At 45.4% G+C, this 19,312-nt stretch carries 17 protein-coding genes and 1 tRNA gene; 8 read left to right on the forward strand and 10 right to left on the reverse strand.

What is annotated here, in order from left to right; all coding sequences use genetic code 11:
• Positions 1–10: 10 nt before the first annotated feature.
• From KV201_RS04055 to ccoN, 6 genes are all read right to left on the reverse strand, one after another.
• A complete protein-coding gene (locus tag KV201_RS04055) occupies positions 11–2,410 on the reverse strand; it encodes a heavy metal translocating P-type ATPase metal-binding domain-containing protein (protein WP_226058582.1) in 2,400 nt (799 codons plus the stop codon).
• 22 nt (positions 2,411–2,432) lie between these two features.
• Positions 2,433–2,912, reverse strand: a complete 480-nt coding sequence (locus tag KV201_RS04060) for a FixH family protein (protein ID WP_006081603.1) — start codon at positions 2,910–2,912, stop codon at positions 2,433–2,435.
• 110 nt (positions 2,913–3,022) lie between these two features.
• Positions 3,023–3,991 carry a cytochrome-c oxidase, cbb3-type subunit III gene (gene ccoP, locus KV201_RS04065; protein ID WP_012587700.1) on the reverse strand — a complete coding sequence of 323 codons (969 nt, stop codon included), beginning with the start codon at positions 3,989–3,991 and terminating at the stop codon, positions 3,023–3,025.
• A complete protein-coding gene (locus tag KV201_RS04070; protein ID WP_006081605.1) occupies positions 3,991–4,167 on the reverse strand; it encodes a CcoQ/FixQ family Cbb3-type cytochrome c oxidase assembly chaperone in 177 nt (58 codons plus the stop codon). The genes ccoP and KV201_RS04070 overlap by 1 nt, the downstream gene beginning before the upstream one ends.
• An 11-nt stretch (positions 4,168–4,178) precedes the next feature.
• On the reverse strand, positions 4,179–4,805 hold the full coding sequence (gene ccoO, locus KV201_RS04075; protein ID WP_006087156.1) for a cytochrome-c oxidase, cbb3-type subunit II: 627 nt from the start codon (positions 4,803–4,805) through the stop codon (positions 4,179–4,181).
• A gap of 13 nt (positions 4,806–4,818) precedes the next feature.
• The gene (gene ccoN / locus KV201_RS04080; RefSeq protein WP_006081607.1) at positions 4,819–6,255 is read right to left on the reverse strand and encodes a cytochrome-c oxidase, cbb3-type subunit I; all 1,437 of its coding nucleotides are present in this window, start codon (positions 6,253–6,255) and stop codon (positions 4,819–4,821) included.
• A gap of 258 nt (positions 6,256–6,513) precedes the next feature.
• On the opposite strand from ccoN, the gene KV201_RS04085 reads away from it, so the two are divergent.
• Positions 6,514–6,966, forward strand: a complete 453-nt coding sequence (locus KV201_RS04085) for a hypothetical protein (RefSeq protein ID WP_012587699.1) — start codon at positions 6,514–6,516, stop codon at positions 6,964–6,966.
• 66 nt (positions 6,967–7,032) lie between these two features.
• Here KV201_RS04085 and KV201_RS04090 read toward each other — a convergent pair whose 3' ends face one another.
• The gene (locus tag KV201_RS04090) at positions 7,033–8,604 is read right to left on the reverse strand and encodes a DUF3369 domain-containing protein (protein ID WP_226058583.1); all 1,572 of its coding nucleotides are present in this window, start codon (positions 8,602–8,604) and stop codon (positions 7,033–7,035) included.
• Between the two features lie 179 nt (positions 8,605–8,783).
• Here KV201_RS04090 and KV201_RS04095 point away from each other — a divergent pair, with 179 nt between their 5' ends.
• The 3 genes from KV201_RS04095 to KV201_RS04105 all read left to right on the forward strand — a co-directional run bounded on the left by KV201_RS04095 (position 8,784) and on the right by KV201_RS04105 (position 12,088).
• Positions 8,784–9,002: a hypothetical protein gene (locus KV201_RS04095; protein WP_126491965.1), complete on the forward strand. Its 219-nt coding sequence runs from the start codon at positions 8,784–8,786 to the stop codon at positions 9,000–9,002.
• Positions 9,003–9,063: 61 nt separating this feature from the next.
• Positions 9,064–10,359 carry a site-specific integrase gene (locus KV201_RS04100; RefSeq protein WP_226058584.1) on the forward strand — a complete coding sequence of 432 codons (1,296 nt, stop codon included), beginning with the start codon at positions 9,064–9,066 and terminating at the stop codon, positions 10,357–10,359.
• A gap of 970 nt (positions 10,360–11,329) precedes the next feature.
• Entirely contained in the window at positions 11,330–12,088 is a 759-nt protein-coding gene (locus KV201_RS04105) for a sulfite exporter TauE/SafE family protein (protein ID WP_226058585.1), read from the forward strand.
• A 127-nt stretch (positions 12,089–12,215) separates the two neighbouring features.
• Here the strand turns inward: KV201_RS04105 and KV201_RS04110 are convergent, their stop codons facing one another.
• A complete protein-coding gene (locus KV201_RS04110; protein ID WP_226058586.1) occupies positions 12,216–13,100 on the reverse strand; it encodes an RICIN domain-containing protein in 885 nt (294 codons plus the stop codon).
• A 270-nt stretch (positions 13,101–13,370) separates the two neighbouring features.
• Between KV201_RS04110 and KV201_RS04115 the strand changes: the two genes are divergently transcribed.
• A complete protein-coding gene (locus KV201_RS04115; protein WP_226058587.1) occupies positions 13,371–14,984 on the forward strand; it encodes an MATE family efflux transporter in 1,614 nt (537 codons plus the stop codon).
• On the forward strand, positions 14,981–15,544 hold the full coding sequence (locus tag KV201_RS04120) for a hypothetical protein (protein WP_226058588.1): 564 nt from the start codon (positions 14,981–14,983) through the stop codon (positions 15,542–15,544). Before KV201_RS04115 ends, KV201_RS04120 begins: the two co-directional genes overlap by 4 nt.
• Before the next feature lie 197 nt (positions 15,545–15,741).
• Here KV201_RS04120 and KV201_RS04125 read toward each other — a convergent pair.
• Both KV201_RS04125 and punC read right to left on the reverse strand, forming a co-directional pair.
• Positions 15,742–15,832, reverse strand: a tRNA-Ser gene (locus tag KV201_RS04125).
• A gap of 80 nt (positions 15,833–15,912) precedes the next feature.
• Positions 15,913–17,184: a purine nucleoside transporter PunC gene (punC, locus tag KV201_RS04130; protein WP_226058589.1), complete on the reverse strand. Its 1,272-nt coding sequence runs from the start codon at positions 17,182–17,184 to the stop codon at positions 15,913–15,915.
• Positions 17,185–17,299: 115 nt separating this feature from the next.
• Here punC and punR point away from each other — a divergent pair, with 115 nt between their 5' ends.
• Together punR and KV201_RS04140 are read left to right on the forward strand one after the other, a co-directional pair.
• Positions 17,300–18,202, forward strand: coding sequence for a DNA-binding transcriptional activator PunR (gene punR / locus KV201_RS04135; protein ID WP_011846842.1), 903 nt, complete (start codon positions 17,300–17,302; stop codon positions 18,200–18,202).
• Positions 18,203–18,624: 422 nt separating this feature from the next.
• The gene (locus tag KV201_RS04140) at positions 18,625–19,284 is read left to right on the forward strand and encodes a Bax inhibitor-1/YccA family protein (RefSeq protein ID WP_006081638.1); all 660 of its coding nucleotides are present in this window, start codon (positions 18,625–18,627) and stop codon (positions 19,282–19,284) included.
• Positions 19,285–19,312: the final 28 nt, after the last annotated feature.

Genomic DNA, 19,312 nt, shown 5'->3' on the forward strand with positions numbered 1-19,312 from the left:
TTTATTGTGATCACACTTTAACCCGCAATAATCTCAGGCTATTACCGACCACAATCAAAGAACTCGCCGACATGCCAATGGCGGCGATATAAGGTGCCACATGGCCAGTGACGGCTAAGGGCAAAATTAGGGCGTTGTAACCCAGCGCCCACGCTAAATTTTGTCTGATAATCTGTGTCGTCAGTTTCGCGACGCTAACGGCTTGGGTGAAGCGGGACAGATGATCCCCCAATAAAATTAAATCGGCACTGTTTTTCGCGATAGCACTGCCGCTGCCCATGGCCACCGACAAATCAGCCCCCGCAAGCACAGGCGCATCGTTGATGCCATCGCCAAACATGGCAACCCGATTATGCTGTTGTAATCGGGTCACGAGGGCAAGCTTATCAGCAGGCGTTAAGCCGCTGTGCACATCGTCAATCCCCAGCTCTTTTGCCAGTTGATGTACATGCCCTGAGCTATCGCCGCTGGCAATACTGATGCGGCAACCTTGCTGCTTTAACATTTCAACCGTGGCTTTGCTGTCTTGGCGAATATTGTCTTGAATTTCAAAGCTTGCCAGTACTTCAAGCTGCTCATTGCATGAACGTGCTAACCAAATCTTTTGGGTTGGGTCACGACTATCAATACTCGCGCCGGTAAATACTGCATTGCCAATTAAGTAATCAGTGCCATCAATTCGGCCTCGAACGCCAAAGCCGACTTCATGGTGAACCTCTTCGGTAACCAATGCATTATCGGCAAATACGGCAAATGCCGCTGCAATCGGGTGGCGAGAACCTGTTTCCAGCGCTGCGGCAATGGCTAAGGCTTGCGTCTTGGTTAAATCTGCCATGCACTGCGTTTGCCCGATAGAGAGGGTACCACAGGTGAGGGTACCGGTTTTATCAAAGACAACATGTTTGATCTGTGGCAGTTTTTCAAATACACCGGCTTTGCGAGTAATAATCCCAAGGCGAGTGAAAATAGCGGTCGCGCAGGTGACTGCTGTCGGTGTGGCAAGTGCTAAGGCGCAAGGGCAAGTAGCAACCAGAACCGATAGCGTTACCCAAAAGGCATCCTCTGGGGAAATTTGATGCCAAACCAAATAGGTGATTATCGCTATGGTCAGGATTGTGCCCGAGAAATAACGCGATAATTTATCGGCTAAGAGCGCAATTGCAGGTTTAGTATTGGATGCAAGCTCCTGCAGTCGAATAATCTCAGCCACAAGTTGGTCTTGCCCTAGCGCTGTGACGCTAACTTTGATGGGTTGGTCGACGTTGATGGTGCCTGCGTAAACTTGGCTAGCAACAGTTTTTTCAATCGGCATTTGCTCGCCGGTGAGCATAGCTTCATTGATGCTAGTGTGACCTTCAATCACCACACCATCAGCGGCCACCATTTCACCCGGTTTGACGAGGATCACATCATTGAGACGTAACTTTTTGGCGGGAATTTCTTCCTGACCATTGTCGTTCACTAAGTGCGCCGTGAGCGGCACTAACTTATGCAAATTACTCGAGCTGACCGAGGCCTTTTGTCTGGCTTTCTGCTCGAAGTAGCGCCCGAGTAACAGGAAGAAGGTAAACATGGACACAGATTCAAAATACACTTCGCCGGTGCCATTTACTGTGGCAAAACAACTGGCAACGTATGCGCCGCCAATCGCAATGGAGACAGACACATCCATATTGAGTTTGCCGCTGAGTAAGGTACGAATCGCACTGAAATAAAAGGGCTGCGCCGAGTAAAGCACCACGGGTGTGGCAAAAATCATGCTAACCCAACGGAAATAATCCCGATATTGCACATCTAAATCGGTGAAATAGCCTGTATAGAGGGCGAGGGCGAACATCATGACTTGCATGGTCGCAAAACCCGCTAAGCCTAAGCGCAATAAAAACTTACGGCTATTGAGTTTGTTGTTGAGCTCTTGCTCATCGACTTGATAGGGCGCGGCTTGATAACCGATGCGGCTAATTTGCCCTAGGATATCGCTGAGTTTTACCGTGCGTTTATCCCAACTGATCATAGCGCGTTGGGTGGTAGAGTTAACAAGCACTTGGCTTACGCCCGTTAGTTGTTTTACTTTGTGCTCAATCAACCAAGCACAGGCCGCGCAGGTGATGCCATCGATAGAGAGCGACACTGACTCGATATTGTCCTCAGAATGGACAAAGTCTTGCTGCACTTCGGGTAAATCATAGGCACTAAATTGCGTTAAGGCTTCGGGGACGAGGGCGTTCTGTTTACTGCCGGGTTCAGTGCGGAACTTGTAGTAACTGAGTAATCCCGCATCCACAATCGCCTGAGAAACCGCCTGACAGCCAGGGCAACACATGAGTTCATCACGATCATTGATGCGGGTCACAAACTGCTGGCCCGTCAGCACGGGCTCTTGGCAGTGAAAACAACTTGGATACGTCATAGTGCTACTTATTCAACCACAATCAGTTCAGCCAAAGTTGGACGTGATCTTTTAATTCAACGCGTTGATGAATGCGCCATTTGCCATCGTAACTTTCAAGACGCACTTCCCAAGGGCCAGTCAGTGTGGCGGGCACGGTAATGCGATACACATTACTGGCATCGGCCGTTGCGGTGAGCTTGATGTCTCTGTCGGCAATAGTGGGATGGTAGAACTCGACTTTTAGGGCTGCTTGAGAAGCGGGGCCACCTTGTTGCGTCAGTAGAATTTCATTATTGGCTTGTTCGAGCGAAAAGTTCATGCCGATCTGTTTGGCATACTTCACTTTACTCAAGTCCATATTAATGGCTTTGCCTTCTTTGTAGTAATCCTCGGCGACTAACGAGTCCGAGTTAGTAAGGGCAATTTTTAGCGTGGTAAAACTTGCGATGACAGCACATAAAGGAAGAATAATTAAAAACCAAGGCCAGAACTGCTTATACCAGGCTTGTTGTTCGTTCATGTCAGATACCCATTCAAAAAATTTGCGCCATTTTACCGTTAAAAGCTGGTATTAGCACTTTAAAAAAAAGGCCTCGAAGTCTTCGAGGCCTTAGCGTTACTCATATCTAATTACTTGTTTGACAAGCTATAAACATAAGCTGCGATTACGTGAACTTTCTCTTCACCGAGAACGTCTTTCCACGCTGGCATCACACCTGCGCGACCATGTTTAATGGTTTCTTCGATCACGCCGCGGCTACCGCCATATAACCAAACATCGTCAGTTAAATTTGGAGCACCCATGAATTTGTTGCCTTTAGCGTCCATACCATGACACGCGAAACAACCTTTCATGAATGAGCCTTGACCTTGAGCAGCGAGTGTTTCATCGTGCTCACGACCAGACAATTTAACAACGTATTCAGCTAAACCCGCAATTTCGCTGTCATCGATTGGCAAACCACCTTTCGGCGGCATCATGCCATGACGACCACCCATGATCGTGGTTTTAATCGTGGCTAAGTCGCCACCATATAACCAGTCACCATCGGTGAGATTAGGGAAGCCTTTGCTACCACGTGCGTCAGAGCCATGGCACTGTGCGCAGTTTTGTAGGAACAAACGGCCGCCCACTTTCAACGCTTCTTGGTTTTTCACTAATTCTTCTAGTGGTGTTGCCAAGTAAGCCGCGAAGATTGGGCCATATTTTTCACTAGCGTGTTTTACTTCTTGGTCATACTGAACATAACGGCCTTCTTTTGCTGCAAGCTCAATGGCTGCGGCAGAATCGGCTTTAATACCTTGTTCAGTACCAATGCTTTGGTTAGAACTCGTCCAGCCTAAAAGGCCTTTGTAGTTACCTAAACCAGGAAATAAGGCTAGATAGATCAAGCCAAACACGATAGTGATATAGAACATATAACTCCACCATTTTGGCAGTGGGTTATTGAGTTCTTCAATACCGTCGAAACTGTGACCCATGGATTCGCCTTCTTTTACGCCGGTGGTGTTCTTAGAACACACTCGGAGCAATAGAAAACAACCCGCGATCACGACTAACGAGAGTACGGTAATCCAAACACTCCAGAAGCTACTCATCACTTATTCTCTCCTGAGTCCTTCGATACCTTGCTGACTTCCTCATCGGAAAACACAAGGTTAGCTGCTTCATCAAATGATTTTTGACGACGCGAGCTATATGCCCAAGCAAATATACCGACGAAGGTCAGCATCACAATGATGGTTAAAATGCCTTGTAATGTGCCGTAATCCATATATTGCCTCCTTATTTGAGTGCGTGACCCAAAGACTGAAGATATGCAATCAAGGCTTCCAGCTCTGTCTTACCTGCAACAGCTTGCTGCGCGCCTGCGATTTCTTCATCGGTATAAAGATCATTACCTTTGTAACCGCCTTTATGCATGTTACGTAGGATAGTCATCTTATCGCCCGTCAGTTCGCCGTCTAACTTGTTTTCGGCTAACCATGGGAACCCTGGCATATTCGATTGAGGTACTACAGCACGAGGATCGATTAAGTGAACTTCATGCCATTTATCGCTGTAACGACCGCCAACACGGGCAAGATCAGGACCTGTACGCTTAGAACCCCATTGGAATGGATGATCCCAAACCGATTCACCCGCAACAGAGTAGTGACCATAACGTTCAGTTTCTGCACGTAAAGGACGGATCATCTGGCTGTGACAGTTATAACAACCTTCACGAACATAGATGTCACGGCCTTCAATTTGCAGGGCAGTGTATGGCTTTAAACCTTCAACTGGCTCAGTCGTATCTTTTTGAAAAATCAACGGTGTGATTTCAACCAGACTACCGAAACTGATAGCGATAACGGTAAAGATCGCTAACAAACCGATGTTTTTTTCAACTATCTCATGATTAAATTTCATCGAGTTTGCTCCTTTAAGCCGCTGTTGGTTCAGCCAATGCTGGCAATGAATCTTTAGAGGCTTTCACAGTACGGATCACGTTGTATGCCATGATCAGCATACCGGTCAGGAAGAAACAACCGCCAAGGAAACGTACAAAGTAGAAAGGATATGAAGCTTCAAGACTTTCAACAAAGCTATAAGTCAAAGTACCGTCAGCATTCACTGCGCGCCACATCAGACCTTGCATTACACCTGAAATCCACATAGAGACGATGTAAAGCACAGTACCAATAGTCGCTAACCAGAAATGGACGTTGACTAACTTGATGCTGTACATACGGCCGTGGCCAAACAATACAGGGATCAAGTGATACAGAGAACCGATAGACACCATTGCAACCCAGCCTAGCGCGCCGGAGTGAACGTGACCGATAGTCCAGTCTGTATAATGTGATAGTGCGTTAACTGTCTTAATTGCCATCATCGGACCTTCGAAGGTAGACATACCGTAGAAAGACAGAGAAACGACTAAGAAACGCAATACAGGGTCAGTACGCAGTTTATGCCAAGCACCAGACAAGGTCATGATACCGTTAATCATACCACCCCAAGAAGGTGCGAATAGGATCAGTGACATCACCATACCTAAAGACTGAGTCCAGTCAGGTAAAGCTGTGTAATGTAAGTGGTGAGGACCAGCCCAAATATACAGTGCGATCAAAGCCCAAAAATGGACAATAGATAGACGGTAAGAGTACACAGGACGACCCGCTTGCTTAGGTACGAAGTAATACATCATCCCCAAGAAGCCTGCGGTTAATAAGAAACCTACAGCGTTGTGACCATACCACCACTGCACCATAGCATCGACAGCGCCGCTATACAGAGAGTATGACTTGAACAGACTGACTGGTACTGCCATAGAGTTAACTATGTGTAGTACGGCAACGGTAATAATAAAGGCACCAAAGAACCAGTTCGCCACGTAAATATGCGAAGTCGTTCGTTTGATAATAGTACCGAAGAACACAATAGCGTAGGACACCCAAACGATAGTAATTGCGATATCGATAGGCCATTCTAATTCAGCGTATTCTTTACCTTGGGTGAAACCCATTGGCAAAGTGATGGCTGCTGACAGAATGATGGCTTGCCATCCCCAAAACGTAAATGCGGCTAACTTAGGTGCAAATAGTCGGGTTTGACAGGTGCGTTGTACGACATAATAGGATGTTGCAAAAAGGGCTGATGTACCGAACGCGAAGATCACCGCATTGGTGTGTAATGGTCGCAAGCGACTATACGTTAACCAAGGAGTGTCAAAGTTCAGCTGAGGCCAGATTAACTGAGCCGCAATTAATACGCCGACTGACATACCAACAATACCCCACAAAACTGTGGTTAAGGCAAATTGGCGGACAATGGCGTAATTGTAATCAGCGCCTGTTGGCTGGGAATGGTTCATCATAATGCTTCCACTGCTTATTACTTTTACTTTTAGTAAAGACAAGCTTTACCTGTTATAAAATGACATAAAACTCAGCTTCCCTATTCAGGTTGCTGAGTCATGTCAATGCGTTACCCTGCATATTTTTGCTCAAATATGAGGTTTCGCAATGATACTTGAGCAATATCAAAAAAGATACCAAAGAAGGGGTGTAGAAAGTTGATCTAGATCAACCTACGCCATAGAATGTTAACATATTGCGTCATAAGGTTAATCTTTGTGCTAAATCGTCCTAATCCCTATTTATTCATCGCGTTAATTCTCTTCAATCTCACAGCTTGCACTGAAGATGCTAAGCAAGTCACACTTAAAAGCAGTCTTGATCCTTCACTTTGTCAATTTTCGGCAGGGGATTGTGTTAAACAAGTGGGCGATATCAAACTCACTGTTAGTCTGTCGCCAGCAAATGCACCGAGCGAAAAGCCATTAACATTAACGCTATTAGCGTCTTCGCCCATTACCGATGTGCAAATCCGCTTAGAAGGAAGAGATATGTTTATGGGCGTTATTCCCGTAAATGTGAAGCAAACCGACGAAATGACTTATATTGGTCAAATGGTATATGGCTCTTGTAGCAGTGGTTATATGGTTTGGCGCGGCTTTGTTAGTTTCAACGTTAATGGCGAAACTAAAACGGCAGTGTTTGATTTTCTCGCTGATGACAATGGCTAAGACTAGCTTGATAATTCGTTACATTGCCTTCAAAGCATTCGGACAATTACCTCTGGTTAGCGCAGCTTAATTGTCCTTCCAGTTGTCTTTTACTTTGACAAAAATATCCACATTATCGATAAAAAGCTGCAATAAGTGTGGGTCAAAGTGTTTTGCGGCGCCTTTACGCATTTCAGCTAACACCTCCTCTAAAGGCCAAGCTGTTTTATAGCAGCGTGCATGGGAAAGTGCATCAAACACATCTGCAATAGCCACAATCCGCGCGAAAATATGAATTTCGTCTTGTTTTAAATTGGCGGGATAACCAGAACCATCATATTTTTCATGGTGTTGCAGTGCAATAATCGATGCAGCTTTGAGGATAGGGCGCTCTGAATTCGCCAAAATCTGATGACCAATCGTAGGGTGCTGACGCATGACTTGCCATTCTTCATCGTCTAACTTACCGGGTTTGAGCAGAACCGCATCGGGGATCGCTATTTTACCTATGTCATGCATAGGTGAGGCGCGGCGCAGTAAATCGGCTTCGTATTCAGGTAAACCAGCGAGTAAAGCGAGTTGGGAGCAATATTCCGCCATACGTTTCACGTGATTGGCGGCTTCTTTTGAGCGGCTTTCAACCACATCCCCTAAACGCAGAATGAGCTCAGATTGGGTATCTTCAACTTCTTGACTGAGCAGCAAGTTTTCAAATGCAACGCCGACGTTGATGGCAAAAATATCAATGAGCTTCTTATCAAGATCATCAATTTTATCAATACTATCCATATAGAGTAGATTGATTAACCCACTTTTTGTGGGGAAGTAACCGACAAAACAGTTGTCTTCATAAAGGCAGCGTTTTTGAGTGAGCGCATTGCGCAGTAAGCGGTCGATATGCTCCGGCAATTGAGTAATATGGTTTTTATTGGAAAACTGGCCTGTGCCCGCGAGGATCTCAATATTCACGGGATCAAGATGACCGCTGATCGCATCAATAGCATTGCACGTTAGCAGTAGGGTTTCTGAATCCAGATTGAGCAGGGTGGCGACTTGAGTAAGCAGTCCATCTGCGAATTTATGCAGGGTGCGCAGCTCAAATAATCCAGATGTTGCTTCTAGTACTCTTTCTAAGCCTTTACGGTGGTTGATTTGGGTACGCCTTGCTTGCTCAATTTCCATAATATCGCGATAGGAGCGAAGGGCAGAGTAGACGCTGGTCATGAGTTTACGGGAATCGAGTTCAGCTTTGGCTTTGTAATCATTAATATCGTAATTGACGATAACGTCTTCTTCAGGTGCTTGACCAGGTTGGCCCGTGCGCAGGATTAATCGTGTGGTTTTATTTTGGAGTTCTTCACGGATCCATTTCACTAACTCTAAGCCTGCATGATCACTCTCCATCACAACATCAATAAAGGCGATGGCGATATCACGTTCTTGATTGAGTAACTCTTTTGCTTGCTCAGCACTGTAGGCATTGATAAAGGTGAGGGCGCGGCCATCGAGTTTAAAGCGGGAGAGGGCAAGCTTAGTGACGGTATGAACATCAGGTTCATCATCGACCACTAATACCTTCCAAGGAATACCTGACTCAGTTGTCTCGGTAGGCTTTTTACCGGAAAACAGCGGGTTTTTCTTTGCAAGATCAATCAGCATCCGATACCTCATTCAAATAAAAATAATGATCACATAATCAGTGTAGTAGACACATTTCAAAGAAGTGCAAAATCTTACATTAAATAGCGAGGTGAGTGGCAAACCTCCAACCGAGTTGTTGATAACGGTTATCATTTGTGTATTCTGTTAATATCACACAATGATAGGAGGGTAAGGGCATGAGTCAGCAGATTAATTTATCGATTTCAACCCATAAACTGGGACAGCTTATACAGGATGGACACCTCTGTGCGGCAGATTTTAGGTGCTTGGACAGTCAATCTAAACAGCAAGTGTGGCAGTTATGCCTGATTTGTTGCCAAAAGCGCATTACGTGTCAGCAATGTACGTTTTCAACTTGCACTAAAAATCTGACCTATCTTGATGCCGATAAATAACGTTATCGGCATTTGCGTTTAAGTATTATCATATAAGAAACCCTTATAATTCAGATGTGATATGCAACTTCCTCCAGTAATCCCGCTATTTGACTCATTTGAATTCATACAAGTTGGCAATAGTGTTGTTAACCAATATATCACCCAAATCAGCATGAAAAAGGTGGCTGATGCGGGCTTAGTGATCGAGCACGCCAGTGATTGGTTGTTTGAACAAAAGCACAACGAAAACAACTATAAAGCCTATCGCAGCGAGCTCACTACGTTTCTGCATTGGTGTTTTGATGTGGTTTCAATGTCGCCCATTGAAGTCACACGCAAAGACATGAGCCATTACGTTGATTACTGCCAAGCGCCGCCCATAGCACTGATTGGCTATTTTAATGTGCCGCAGTTCAAGTTTGATAAAATGCATGATGAACGGGTTCCAAACCCGCAATGGCGGCCATTTGTCGGTAAAAAACGACTCGGACAAATCCAGCCTTATGCATTAAGCGACAATGCGTTAAAAACAAAAATGGCCATTTTGTCTTCGTTTTACTCGTACCTGACAAGCGAAGAATATTGTGAGCGTAATCCTGCGCAGATCTGGCTGAATCACAGTCGGTTCGCGGCCAATCGGCAATATCAGCGCCAGAGTCATGAAGAGGAAAACAGCCTCGCATTCACTGAATTGCAGTGGTCATACATTATGGCAACTGTAACCGCGCTGGCAGAAGCATCGCCAGAATTACATCAAAGAAGTTTATTTCTGATTTCATTGATTTATTGCTGCTATTTACGCATCTCAGATGTGTCTGCACGTGCAGGTTATTCACCGGTGATGGATCAGTTTAAGCACAATCAACAAACGGGTATTTGGAGTTTTCATATTCCATTGAGTAAAGGCGGTAAAAGGCGCAGCGTGGCAATCTCAAAAGCTTTACTCGATGCTTTAGTAAAATATCGTCAGTTTTTAGGATTAACAGATTATCCAGCGCCAAACGAGAACCATCCTTTGTTTGTACGGCACAAAGCCGCTGGCCGCGGTCGAGATGTCGGAATCCTCAATGCCAATCTTGGCATTCGTCAAGTCCGCGATGAAATTCAAAGTATTATCAATCTGGCGGCAGAAAGTATTGAGGCCGATGGCTTTGCACAAGACGGTGCGCAAATGCGTAAACTCACGGCCCATAATATTCGCCACACAGGCATTACGCACGATATCAATATCAACCGCAGACCGTTATCCCATGTACAAGCCGACGCTGGACACGAAAGTATCGACACCACATCGCAGTATTTGCACACAAGCCAAATCGAACGTCATGAAAGTGCATTCAATAAACCAATCGATCATTTAAAAGGCATAGAGTAACTAAGTAAGCCATGGCTTATTGTTTACGGCCACACAGATTGAGAATCTCAGGCACTACATAATAACCATGTTATTCAAGGGTATGGAGATTTAGTAAAACGGTATCCATATCACATGAGTTGAGATTTCTACACATTGAAGCTCCTAACTCGCATCTACGATAGAAGACTTCTGATTGAATGGTGCATAAGTATCAATAGGTTAGATTACATTCTAGATATAAGTATAAGAGGAATTCTCAGTCTGCCGCGAAATCTCATTCTGAGTGGCCACGAACACACCCGGGTGAAATATAATAAACATTAGTAATATTTAACATAATATACATTGTGCGCAGCATTGTGTGAAAGGGATTAGGGCCGATAATGTGGTAATTTATCTTCGCAATGAAAATATTTGTTCGAATGAAAATGACCTTTCTCGTTGAAATTATTATCAATCTGGAAAAACTACCCTTATGGGCTTAATTTTCTTCCTACGTGAATGCTTTAGCGTTTTGGCTATGCTTGCCCGCAATTATTCACGTACAGACACCTCATCATGAGAGTATGAACCACTTCAGCACTTAATGAATGTTTTGCGCTGGTGATGAGCCAGTCCATGTTGGGCTCACCTATGGCAATACTGGTTGGATTGGGTGGTTTTATCCGCTAAAACGGAAATTAAACTTCAGGGTAATGATGAGTTTATCATTCGCATTACTCCTAAAAGTTAAGCGCAAGCGCTCAGCTAAACAAACATTCTAAAGAAGCATTTTAAGAAATTATTTCAAGAAACCATTTAAGAATCTATCTTAATAAATTGAGTCACATGGATAATCGTAAGCGGCTCAGATTGATTAAATCAAAGCCGCTTTATTTTTTCATCTCATCCAATGGCTCAAGGCTGTGCTAAGTGGCAGCTTATGAGCTTTGAAAGCCTCAGGCGATTTTGCTACTGTTAGCACCCTCACATTTTTCGAATACGACTTATGCCCTCTTCATGGTTTTTCTTTGATGCGATCCCCGTCGATATATTTGCCCTACTCACCCTAAGCGCCGCATTTACCTCTTTTTTTACGGCCTGTTTTGGCATTGGTGGTGGCGTTATGCTTTTAGGCGTGATGGCACAAGTGTTACCGCCGCAACTGATTATTCCATTACATGGCGTGGTGCAATTGGGTTCGAACGGTGGCCGTGCTGCTCTAGGCTGGCGCTATATCGAATGGCGACTTATAGCGGCATTTTTCCCCGGCGCAATATTAGGGGCATTATTGGGGAGTGTTGTGTTGGTGGCGCTGCCACCATCAGTTATGTACCTCACCATTGCTGCATTTATTCTTTATTCATGTTGGGGTCCCAAACTGCCAAAAATGGTGCTTGGTACTTTAGGGACGCTTGCCGCAGGCGCCATAACCACGTTTATCTCGTTATTTGCAGGCGCTACTGGGCCATTAGTTGCGGCGTTTATTAAACAATTGGAAGTTGACCGTTTTCGCACCGTCGCAACCTTTGCCATGGCGATGTCACTGCAGCACGGGGCTAAAATTGTGGTGTTTGAAGGCATGGGGGTGTCCCTAGCAAATTGGTGGCCGCTGTTGGTGTGCATGATGTTAAGCGGCACCGTAGGCACGTGGATTGGGTTTAAAATGCTGAAACGTGTCGCCGATAAACATTTTCAAACGGCTTTTAGCATTGTACTGACGCTGTTGGCCATTCGATTAATTTGGCAGGCGAATAGCCAGTGGTAGAGACATAAAAAAAGCAGTAACTGAATCAGTTACTGCTTAGCGCCGAGCAACGCTGGCTCAACCAAGATGTCGTTAAGCGACCTCAACTCAAACGACATTTCAAGCACCCGTTACAAACTATTTGTTGCTATTTCACCTCTCTGAAATAGAACTGCTGCGAAATGGTATTTTTCCAGACATCCTCAACGATATTATCGCCATTGGCATAGGACTCGCCTGCCACTTTCATCGATGAACCGCCCTTACGCGATACCACACGCAGTGAACCATTTGGCATAAACTCAGTTCGCCATTCACTGTCCGCCTGCTCGCAACCACCCAGCTGCAAGTTGCCATCAACACTCACTAAGCATTGGGCTTGTTTGTTCGCCGTTAGCTGCTTCGATTGCAGGCGGTAATAACCATCACTGGTGGATGTTGCTTGCCATTGCTGGCAGGCATTGGCGGTATATTCATGTTGAACCACATTGGCATTGGCTTTAACGTCGCATTGTTGCGCCGACACCACTCGTCCACTGTGGGCATTTACAATCGCTAAATGAGATACCGGTTCAATCCGCCAGTCAGTACAATCGCTGACGCGGTTTTCACAGGTAACCACAGCTGCGCCCTTTTGGGTAGTGCAATTGGCGGCTTGCAGATTTTGAATAGAACGCTCATTGGCAAAACGGAACCAGCCATCATGGCTGGCATCCACTGACCAACGTTGGCAACGGGAAGCAACCCAAGGCGCAGCACTCACGCCCAAGGCTTCACTGTCTTGGCAATTTTCTTGGGTGAGAAAGGTGCCTTCGGCCACGTTAGCAAATCGATAAAGTCCGTCATTGGTGGGATCAACCACCCAAGTACTGGCTTTATCGTCACAACGGCTAACGCTGACATTGCCCTTGGCATTGGTAATGAGGCACTGGTCAGTATCATGGTTAACAATTCGGTATTTCACCCCTTCAACTTGGGCTTTCAATGGCCAAAACTCACCACTTGGAACGAGTAAAGGTTGCTTATCTGCCATTGGCTCACCAAAGTTAGGCAGGCCTTTTCATCCCACTTAAAGGGTTGAAAAGTTTCGCTTGTGGCGATTTTTTGGGGGGCGTGGTTAATCTGGTGATTGACATCGAGCGGATGAGTGAGAATAATACGTGCAGGTTGCAGAGAAGCCTGTCCGCAAAAGATGATATCACTCTGATAAATTAACAGCGTTGCGAATCGATTTCATATCGAACCCACAGCAATCAAATAAGTTTGGCTTAGCGGAATGCCAATAAACTTAGGAGAATTGTTTGTGAAACATGCAACCGCCAACACTTTCAAACCCGCCAGTATCAATGTTGAACCTTCTGACATTGTGCCCTTAGCAGCCACCGAAACAGCCTCCCACGGGAAATATCACTCAGGCTCTCAGTCAACAGAGTCCTTAGGTACGTTAGCTATCCCTACTTTGTATTTACGTTTTGCGTTACCCATGGCATTCGCCATGATGCTCAGCGGCAGTTACAACTTAGTCGACTCTTATTTTATTTTGAAATACATCGGCGCCGATGCATTGGCTGGGGTAACGATTGCCTTCCCGTTACAAATGATGATTTTCGCTTTAGCCTGCATGATAGGAAATGGGACTGCGACCTTAGTGAGCCGATTTTTAGGGGCAAACGAATTTGATAAGGCGAGTCAAATCGCGAACACCGGTTTCGCGTTAGCCCTATGTTGCGGCGTGATCGTCACTGTCGTTTCACTCGCCCAGCTCGATAATCTATTAGCGTTTATTGGGGTAAGCTCAACACTTGCCTTAGCTGCTACAGAGTATCTACAACCCATTCTCTGTTTTAGTCTGTTCACCTTTTTGTTATCCCTTAGCGGCGATTTACTCAGAGCACAAGGCAAAGTCGTGGTGATGCTGCTGGTTATCTTGTTGTCGGCGGTTATGAACATTCTGTTCGATACACTCTTTATTGCCGTATTGGAGATGGGCGTAAGTGGTGCGGCGTGGGCAACGGTGGCGGGCCAGTGTGTGAGTCTATTTATCGCCGTCGTCTATTTTGTCCCCAATAACCGCTTTGCCAATAAGCAGGCGCTTCATAGGCAAGCTGCCCAGCCCATTTGTTTTAGAATGGAGCAGATAAAGCTCAACTTCACTGAGATAAAAGCGATTCTTGGCTTGGGTAGCCCGATATTATTGTCATATCTTGGGATTGCCTGCGTGATCTCATTGGTAAATCATATTTTAGTCAGTCATTTAGCCAATGTAGTGCCCAATACGCCAGCAGCGAATGAGGTCGCGTACATGATTAGCGCTTATGGTTTGATCGGACGCTTTAATATCTTTATCGCCCTGCCGCTCATGGCTCTCACCAGTGCAGCACAAACGATCAGTGCCTATAACTATGGGGCGATGGCATCTTCTCGGGTATTAGCGTGTGCTAAATGGGGAATCGTCTTGACCTGCTGTTATCTGAGTGTAGTGACAATCATATTTATGGGGTTTCCTACCTCAGTATTTGGTGTTTTCACCGATGACCTCGCACTCATTGCCGCCTGTGTTAAGATTTCGAGTGTGACGTTTATCGCCTTACCTTTGGCGGGGATCACAGGTATTGCGATTGCTGTGTATCAAGGCACAAACCGCCCTAAGCTTGCATTGCTATTATCTGGGATAAAAATCTATGGTTTATTACTGCCCCTGCTGGTTCTGTTACCTCAACTATCCTTCACAGATATTTCATTTATCACAGGTGCATTAAACATTAAGATCATGCCAAACGCTTTGATTGAGTTATGGATGGCCTTTCCAATCGCGGACATCTTAGCTTGTCTCTTGAGTTTATTGATCATCAGTATTTGGCCTTTCATTCACGTGCCGCAAGCAAATAGAGTCAGTCATGGAGGTAATGCAAAATGAAGTTAGCCAATATGAAAGACTCAAGTGCTATCGCATTAAATGAAACCAAAATTCGCGCTAAGAAGCTGCTCAAAGCTTGTCAGCAGGGTGAGCCGTCAGCCAAGCAAAGAGTCACAACCTTAATAGCGAAGTTGGGTATCTTACACTCAGATCTCCAGTTAAAGCATTGCCAACAAGTGATTGCTCGTGAGCTAGGCTTTATCGATTTTTATCATTGCCAGCGAGTCCTGTCGGGTCAAGCCATACTCGGGGATGATTGGGGAAACTTATTCCACACTAAGCAATGCGAGACGCTACTTAATCATTGGTTTACTGGCTATTTAGCCGCGCGTGATTTTAATACGCAAGCTGAGAGCACATTGTTACTCCCCTACAAGAAGCAGTTTTTTGTGGTGGAGCGGCAGGATTACTGCAATGCGCTGAATTTGTCGATAACTTCGCAACAGGTGGATAACGCCAGCGAACCGACAATCCTGCGGGATCTGGTGAGTAGCTATGCTAATGCAGACTGGAACGCCTTTGCGCTGGCCATGATCCAACACAAATTACCCAAAGTGTAATGATCGCTGAGATTGTCAGTGCATCATCTTGAATGAGCAAATCTAGAGTTAAATGACAAAAACCAACAAGGCCATCAGTGCTGATGGCCTTGTTGGTAAACTATGATGGAGGCGCTGCGTTTCGAATCAGAAACTCAAAGCTAGAATAGCTAAAATGCAAAAAGCCGCTAATTGCTTAGCGGCTTTTTGACTAAATATGGCGGAGGAGTAGGGATTTGAACCCTAGGTGGGCTATAAACCCACGCCGGTTTTCAAGACCGGTGCATTAAACCACTCTGCCACCCCTCCGAACGAGGCGCATAATATAAGTAAGTGTGTTGACTGTAAAGCACTAACTCTCAATTATGTGCCGATTGTTGCTATTACACTCAATCCGCTGGATTTTGCTTCACATCGGCCACTATGCCAACACGTGCGGGATCTGGCTTCGTGAAATGTTTGGCAAAATCGCCCCACCCTTGTTGGCTCTTCAGCACATAGCCGACCACAACTAAGATAGCGCAACATAGGATGCCCCAACCGATCGCTACTTCACCTAGGCTTGCCCACATAGCGACTAAGCTAGATGCACCAAAGGCAATGCTGATCTGCAAGAAGTTCTGTAATCCTGCGGCCTTAGCGGCATTCTGACTAAATTGCTGTAGCGCGCTGTTCACGACTATCGGGTAAATGGCGCCATTAGCTGCGGCCAAAATCGAGAACGAAATAAGCAGTGGGAAAATAGTGCTTGCTGGGAAAATCAGCGTGAACATGATGATCGAAATAACGCAGGCTGCGAAAATCGACAACAAGATATTCAGCGTTTGATGCCCACCAATGCGTTTTATCAGTAACTTACTCGCATAACCACCGACAATAAACATGATGGTTTGCGGGATAAAGCTAAGGCCGATTTCAGTTGGCAGATAACCGTGCATTTCCATCACAATCGGCCATACGGTTAGATAAGCAAAGAAAGCACCGGAACAGGCGCCGAAGATCACGACGTTGCCTAAATAGCGGGTGTTTTTCAAAATTTGCCCATAAGATACCGCAGCATGTTCACTGTGTGTATGCTGACGCTTGCCTGGCACAAAGTACAAGGTCATCAATATCAGTAGAAAAGCGATAACACACAAAGAGATAAAGATTGCACGCCAGCCTAATTCGTTCAGAATGTAAGCGCCAAGGATCGGTGCTAATGCAGGCGATAATGCGACCAGTGGCATAATGTTACTGAAAATACCTTGGGCTTTATCAGCATCATATTGTTCAACCACAATCGCTTGCCAAATAACCCCTGCACTACAGGCGCCAATCGCTTGGAAGAAGCGCGCGGTATTGAGCATTAGGATAGAATCACTGTTGGCAATAAACACGCTGGCAACGGCAAATAGCACTAGGCCAAAAATCAGTGCACAACGTTTGCCGATTTTATTGACTAAGGGGCCATAAAGTAGCTGACCTAAGGCAAGACCCGCCAGGAAACAGGTCAGCGACATCGCCACCTGTGACGGGGTACTGTTAAGCGAGCCTTCAATTGCTTTGAAAGCAGGCAAATACATGTCAGTGGCAATAAAGCCGAGCATGCTCAACATGGCTAAATAGAATAGAAACATAAAGAACTTTATGTTTACAAAGGTGTTACTAGACGTTTTCATAAAATAATCGGGTCGGATTGACTAAAGCGTGCAGTCTAATGACTTGTTAAATCTATTGGAAACGTTTATTTTTGACTTGTGCTATCAATTATTTTCATTGGAACGGACGTCAGCTATGCTCTCAGAACAAGCGCTAGAACTCATAGATATTGTGGCTCGTGTAGGAAGTTTCACCGCGGCGGCGAATCGGCTGCATAAAGTGCCCTCTGCCGTGAGCTACGCGGTCAAGCAAATAGAAGAAGAACTCGGCGTCATTCTTTTCGAACGTCACCATCGCAGCGTAACCTTAACGCCTGCGGGTGAACATTTTGTTAAGCAAGCCAGAACCTTGCTTACGCAGATGGACGAGATGAAGCGTGGCACGCAGCGCGTAGCCAACGGTTGGCAACCGACCTTGTCCATCGCGCTGGATAATATCGTCCGTGCCGATAGGATCAGCGTATTGATTGCTGACTTCTATCGGCATTTCCATGATATTGAATTGATTATTCGCATTGAGGTCTTTAACGGCGTTTGGGAAGCACTTGCCACGGGCCGCAGTGACATTGCAATTGGTGCAACAACCGCAATTCCGGTCGGCGGCGTGTACCAATATAAAGACATGGGCGATATTGAGTGGGCTTTTTTAGTCAGCAAAAATCATCCATTGGCCAATATTGACCGTCCGCTAAGCGACGATGAGCTGCGCCCTTTCCCCTCGATTTGCCTAGAAGACACCTCTCGGGAAATTCCAAAACGTATGACTTGGCTGCTCGAAAATCAACGTCGCCTTGTTGTCCCCGATTGGATCCGCGCCATTAACTGTTTCCGCGAAGGTTTAGGCGTTGGTTATATGCCAGTGCACTTAGCAAGTGTGTTTATTAAAGCGGGTGCGCTGGTTGAGAAACAGCTAGAAAATCCTAAGCAGACTAGTCCATGCTGTCTCGCGTGGAATGCCGACAAGATGTCGCCTGCGCTCGCTTGGGTGCTGGAATATCTGGGCGATACTGAAAAATTGCATAAAGAGTGGCTGGCTTAAGCTTGGTTTAAACTCAATATGCTGATCTAGTCCTTATACTTGGCATTGAAATTAGCATTGGACTTGTCTTTGAAATCGGCATTGAAATTAACATTGAACTTGAAATTTACTGTAAGTGCACCTAAGTTCAGCAGGCCTATTTATCAAGCCAATTAAGTTTTAACCAAGCATTCATGTGCTGAGTGGATAAAGATACGGATGCAGCCATCTCAATCCTCAGCGCTTAGCACTTAAGATTGATCTGTGAGATGAGGCAAAATTTTTAAGATTAACAATTTGTTATTCATGGTTCTATGACTTTCACCCGTATCTCAGGTACGGTATCATGAATGCAGTTAAGTTCGTTTTAGGATTTTACGGGAACTTAGTGTGCTGTAAATAATCAAAATGATCAGTTTGGAAATGTGTCAACGGAGATCAACATGACCCAAGAAACCTTATATTCGACAAGTGCGTCAACACTGGAAGTGAACAAACTTCTTAAAAACACTTATATGCTGTTGTCTATGACATTGGCCTTCTCTGCCCTGTGCGCGGGCTTGGCAATGGCATTAAATATCAGTCCATTACTCTCCATTGGCTTATCCATTGGTGGCCTAGTGCTGTTGTTTGTGACCTTACGTAAAGCCGAGTCTGCAGCGGGTATCTTCTGGGTATTTGCCTTTACTGGTATGGAAGGCGCGTCACTGGGCTACATGCTGAATCACTATGCAGGCATGGCAAACGGTCCACAGCTGATCATGCAAGCACTGGGGTTAACGTCAGTGATTTTCGTTGCGTTATCAGCCTATGCTGTGACCACTAAGAAAGATTTCTCTTTTCTACGTGGATTCTTGTTTGCTGGCTTGATTGTGGTGATTGCCGCTGCCGTAATTAACATCTTTATGGGTAACAGCATTGCCTTTATGGCGATTAATGCCGGTATTGCATTATTAATGACAGGTTTTATCCTGTTTGATACTAGCCGTATTGTGAACGGTGGCGAGACGAACTACATTCGCGCAACTATCTCATTATACCTAGACTTCTTAAACCTCTTCATCGCGCTGTTGCACCTTATGGGCATAGGCAACGATGACTAATCCTAGTTAGCGATTTTTAGCTTAACTT

Source organism: Shewanella sp. SR1 (assembly GCF_020447145.1).
Lineage (GTDB): Bacteria > Pseudomonadota > Gammaproteobacteria > Enterobacterales > Shewanellaceae > Shewanella > Shewanella baltica.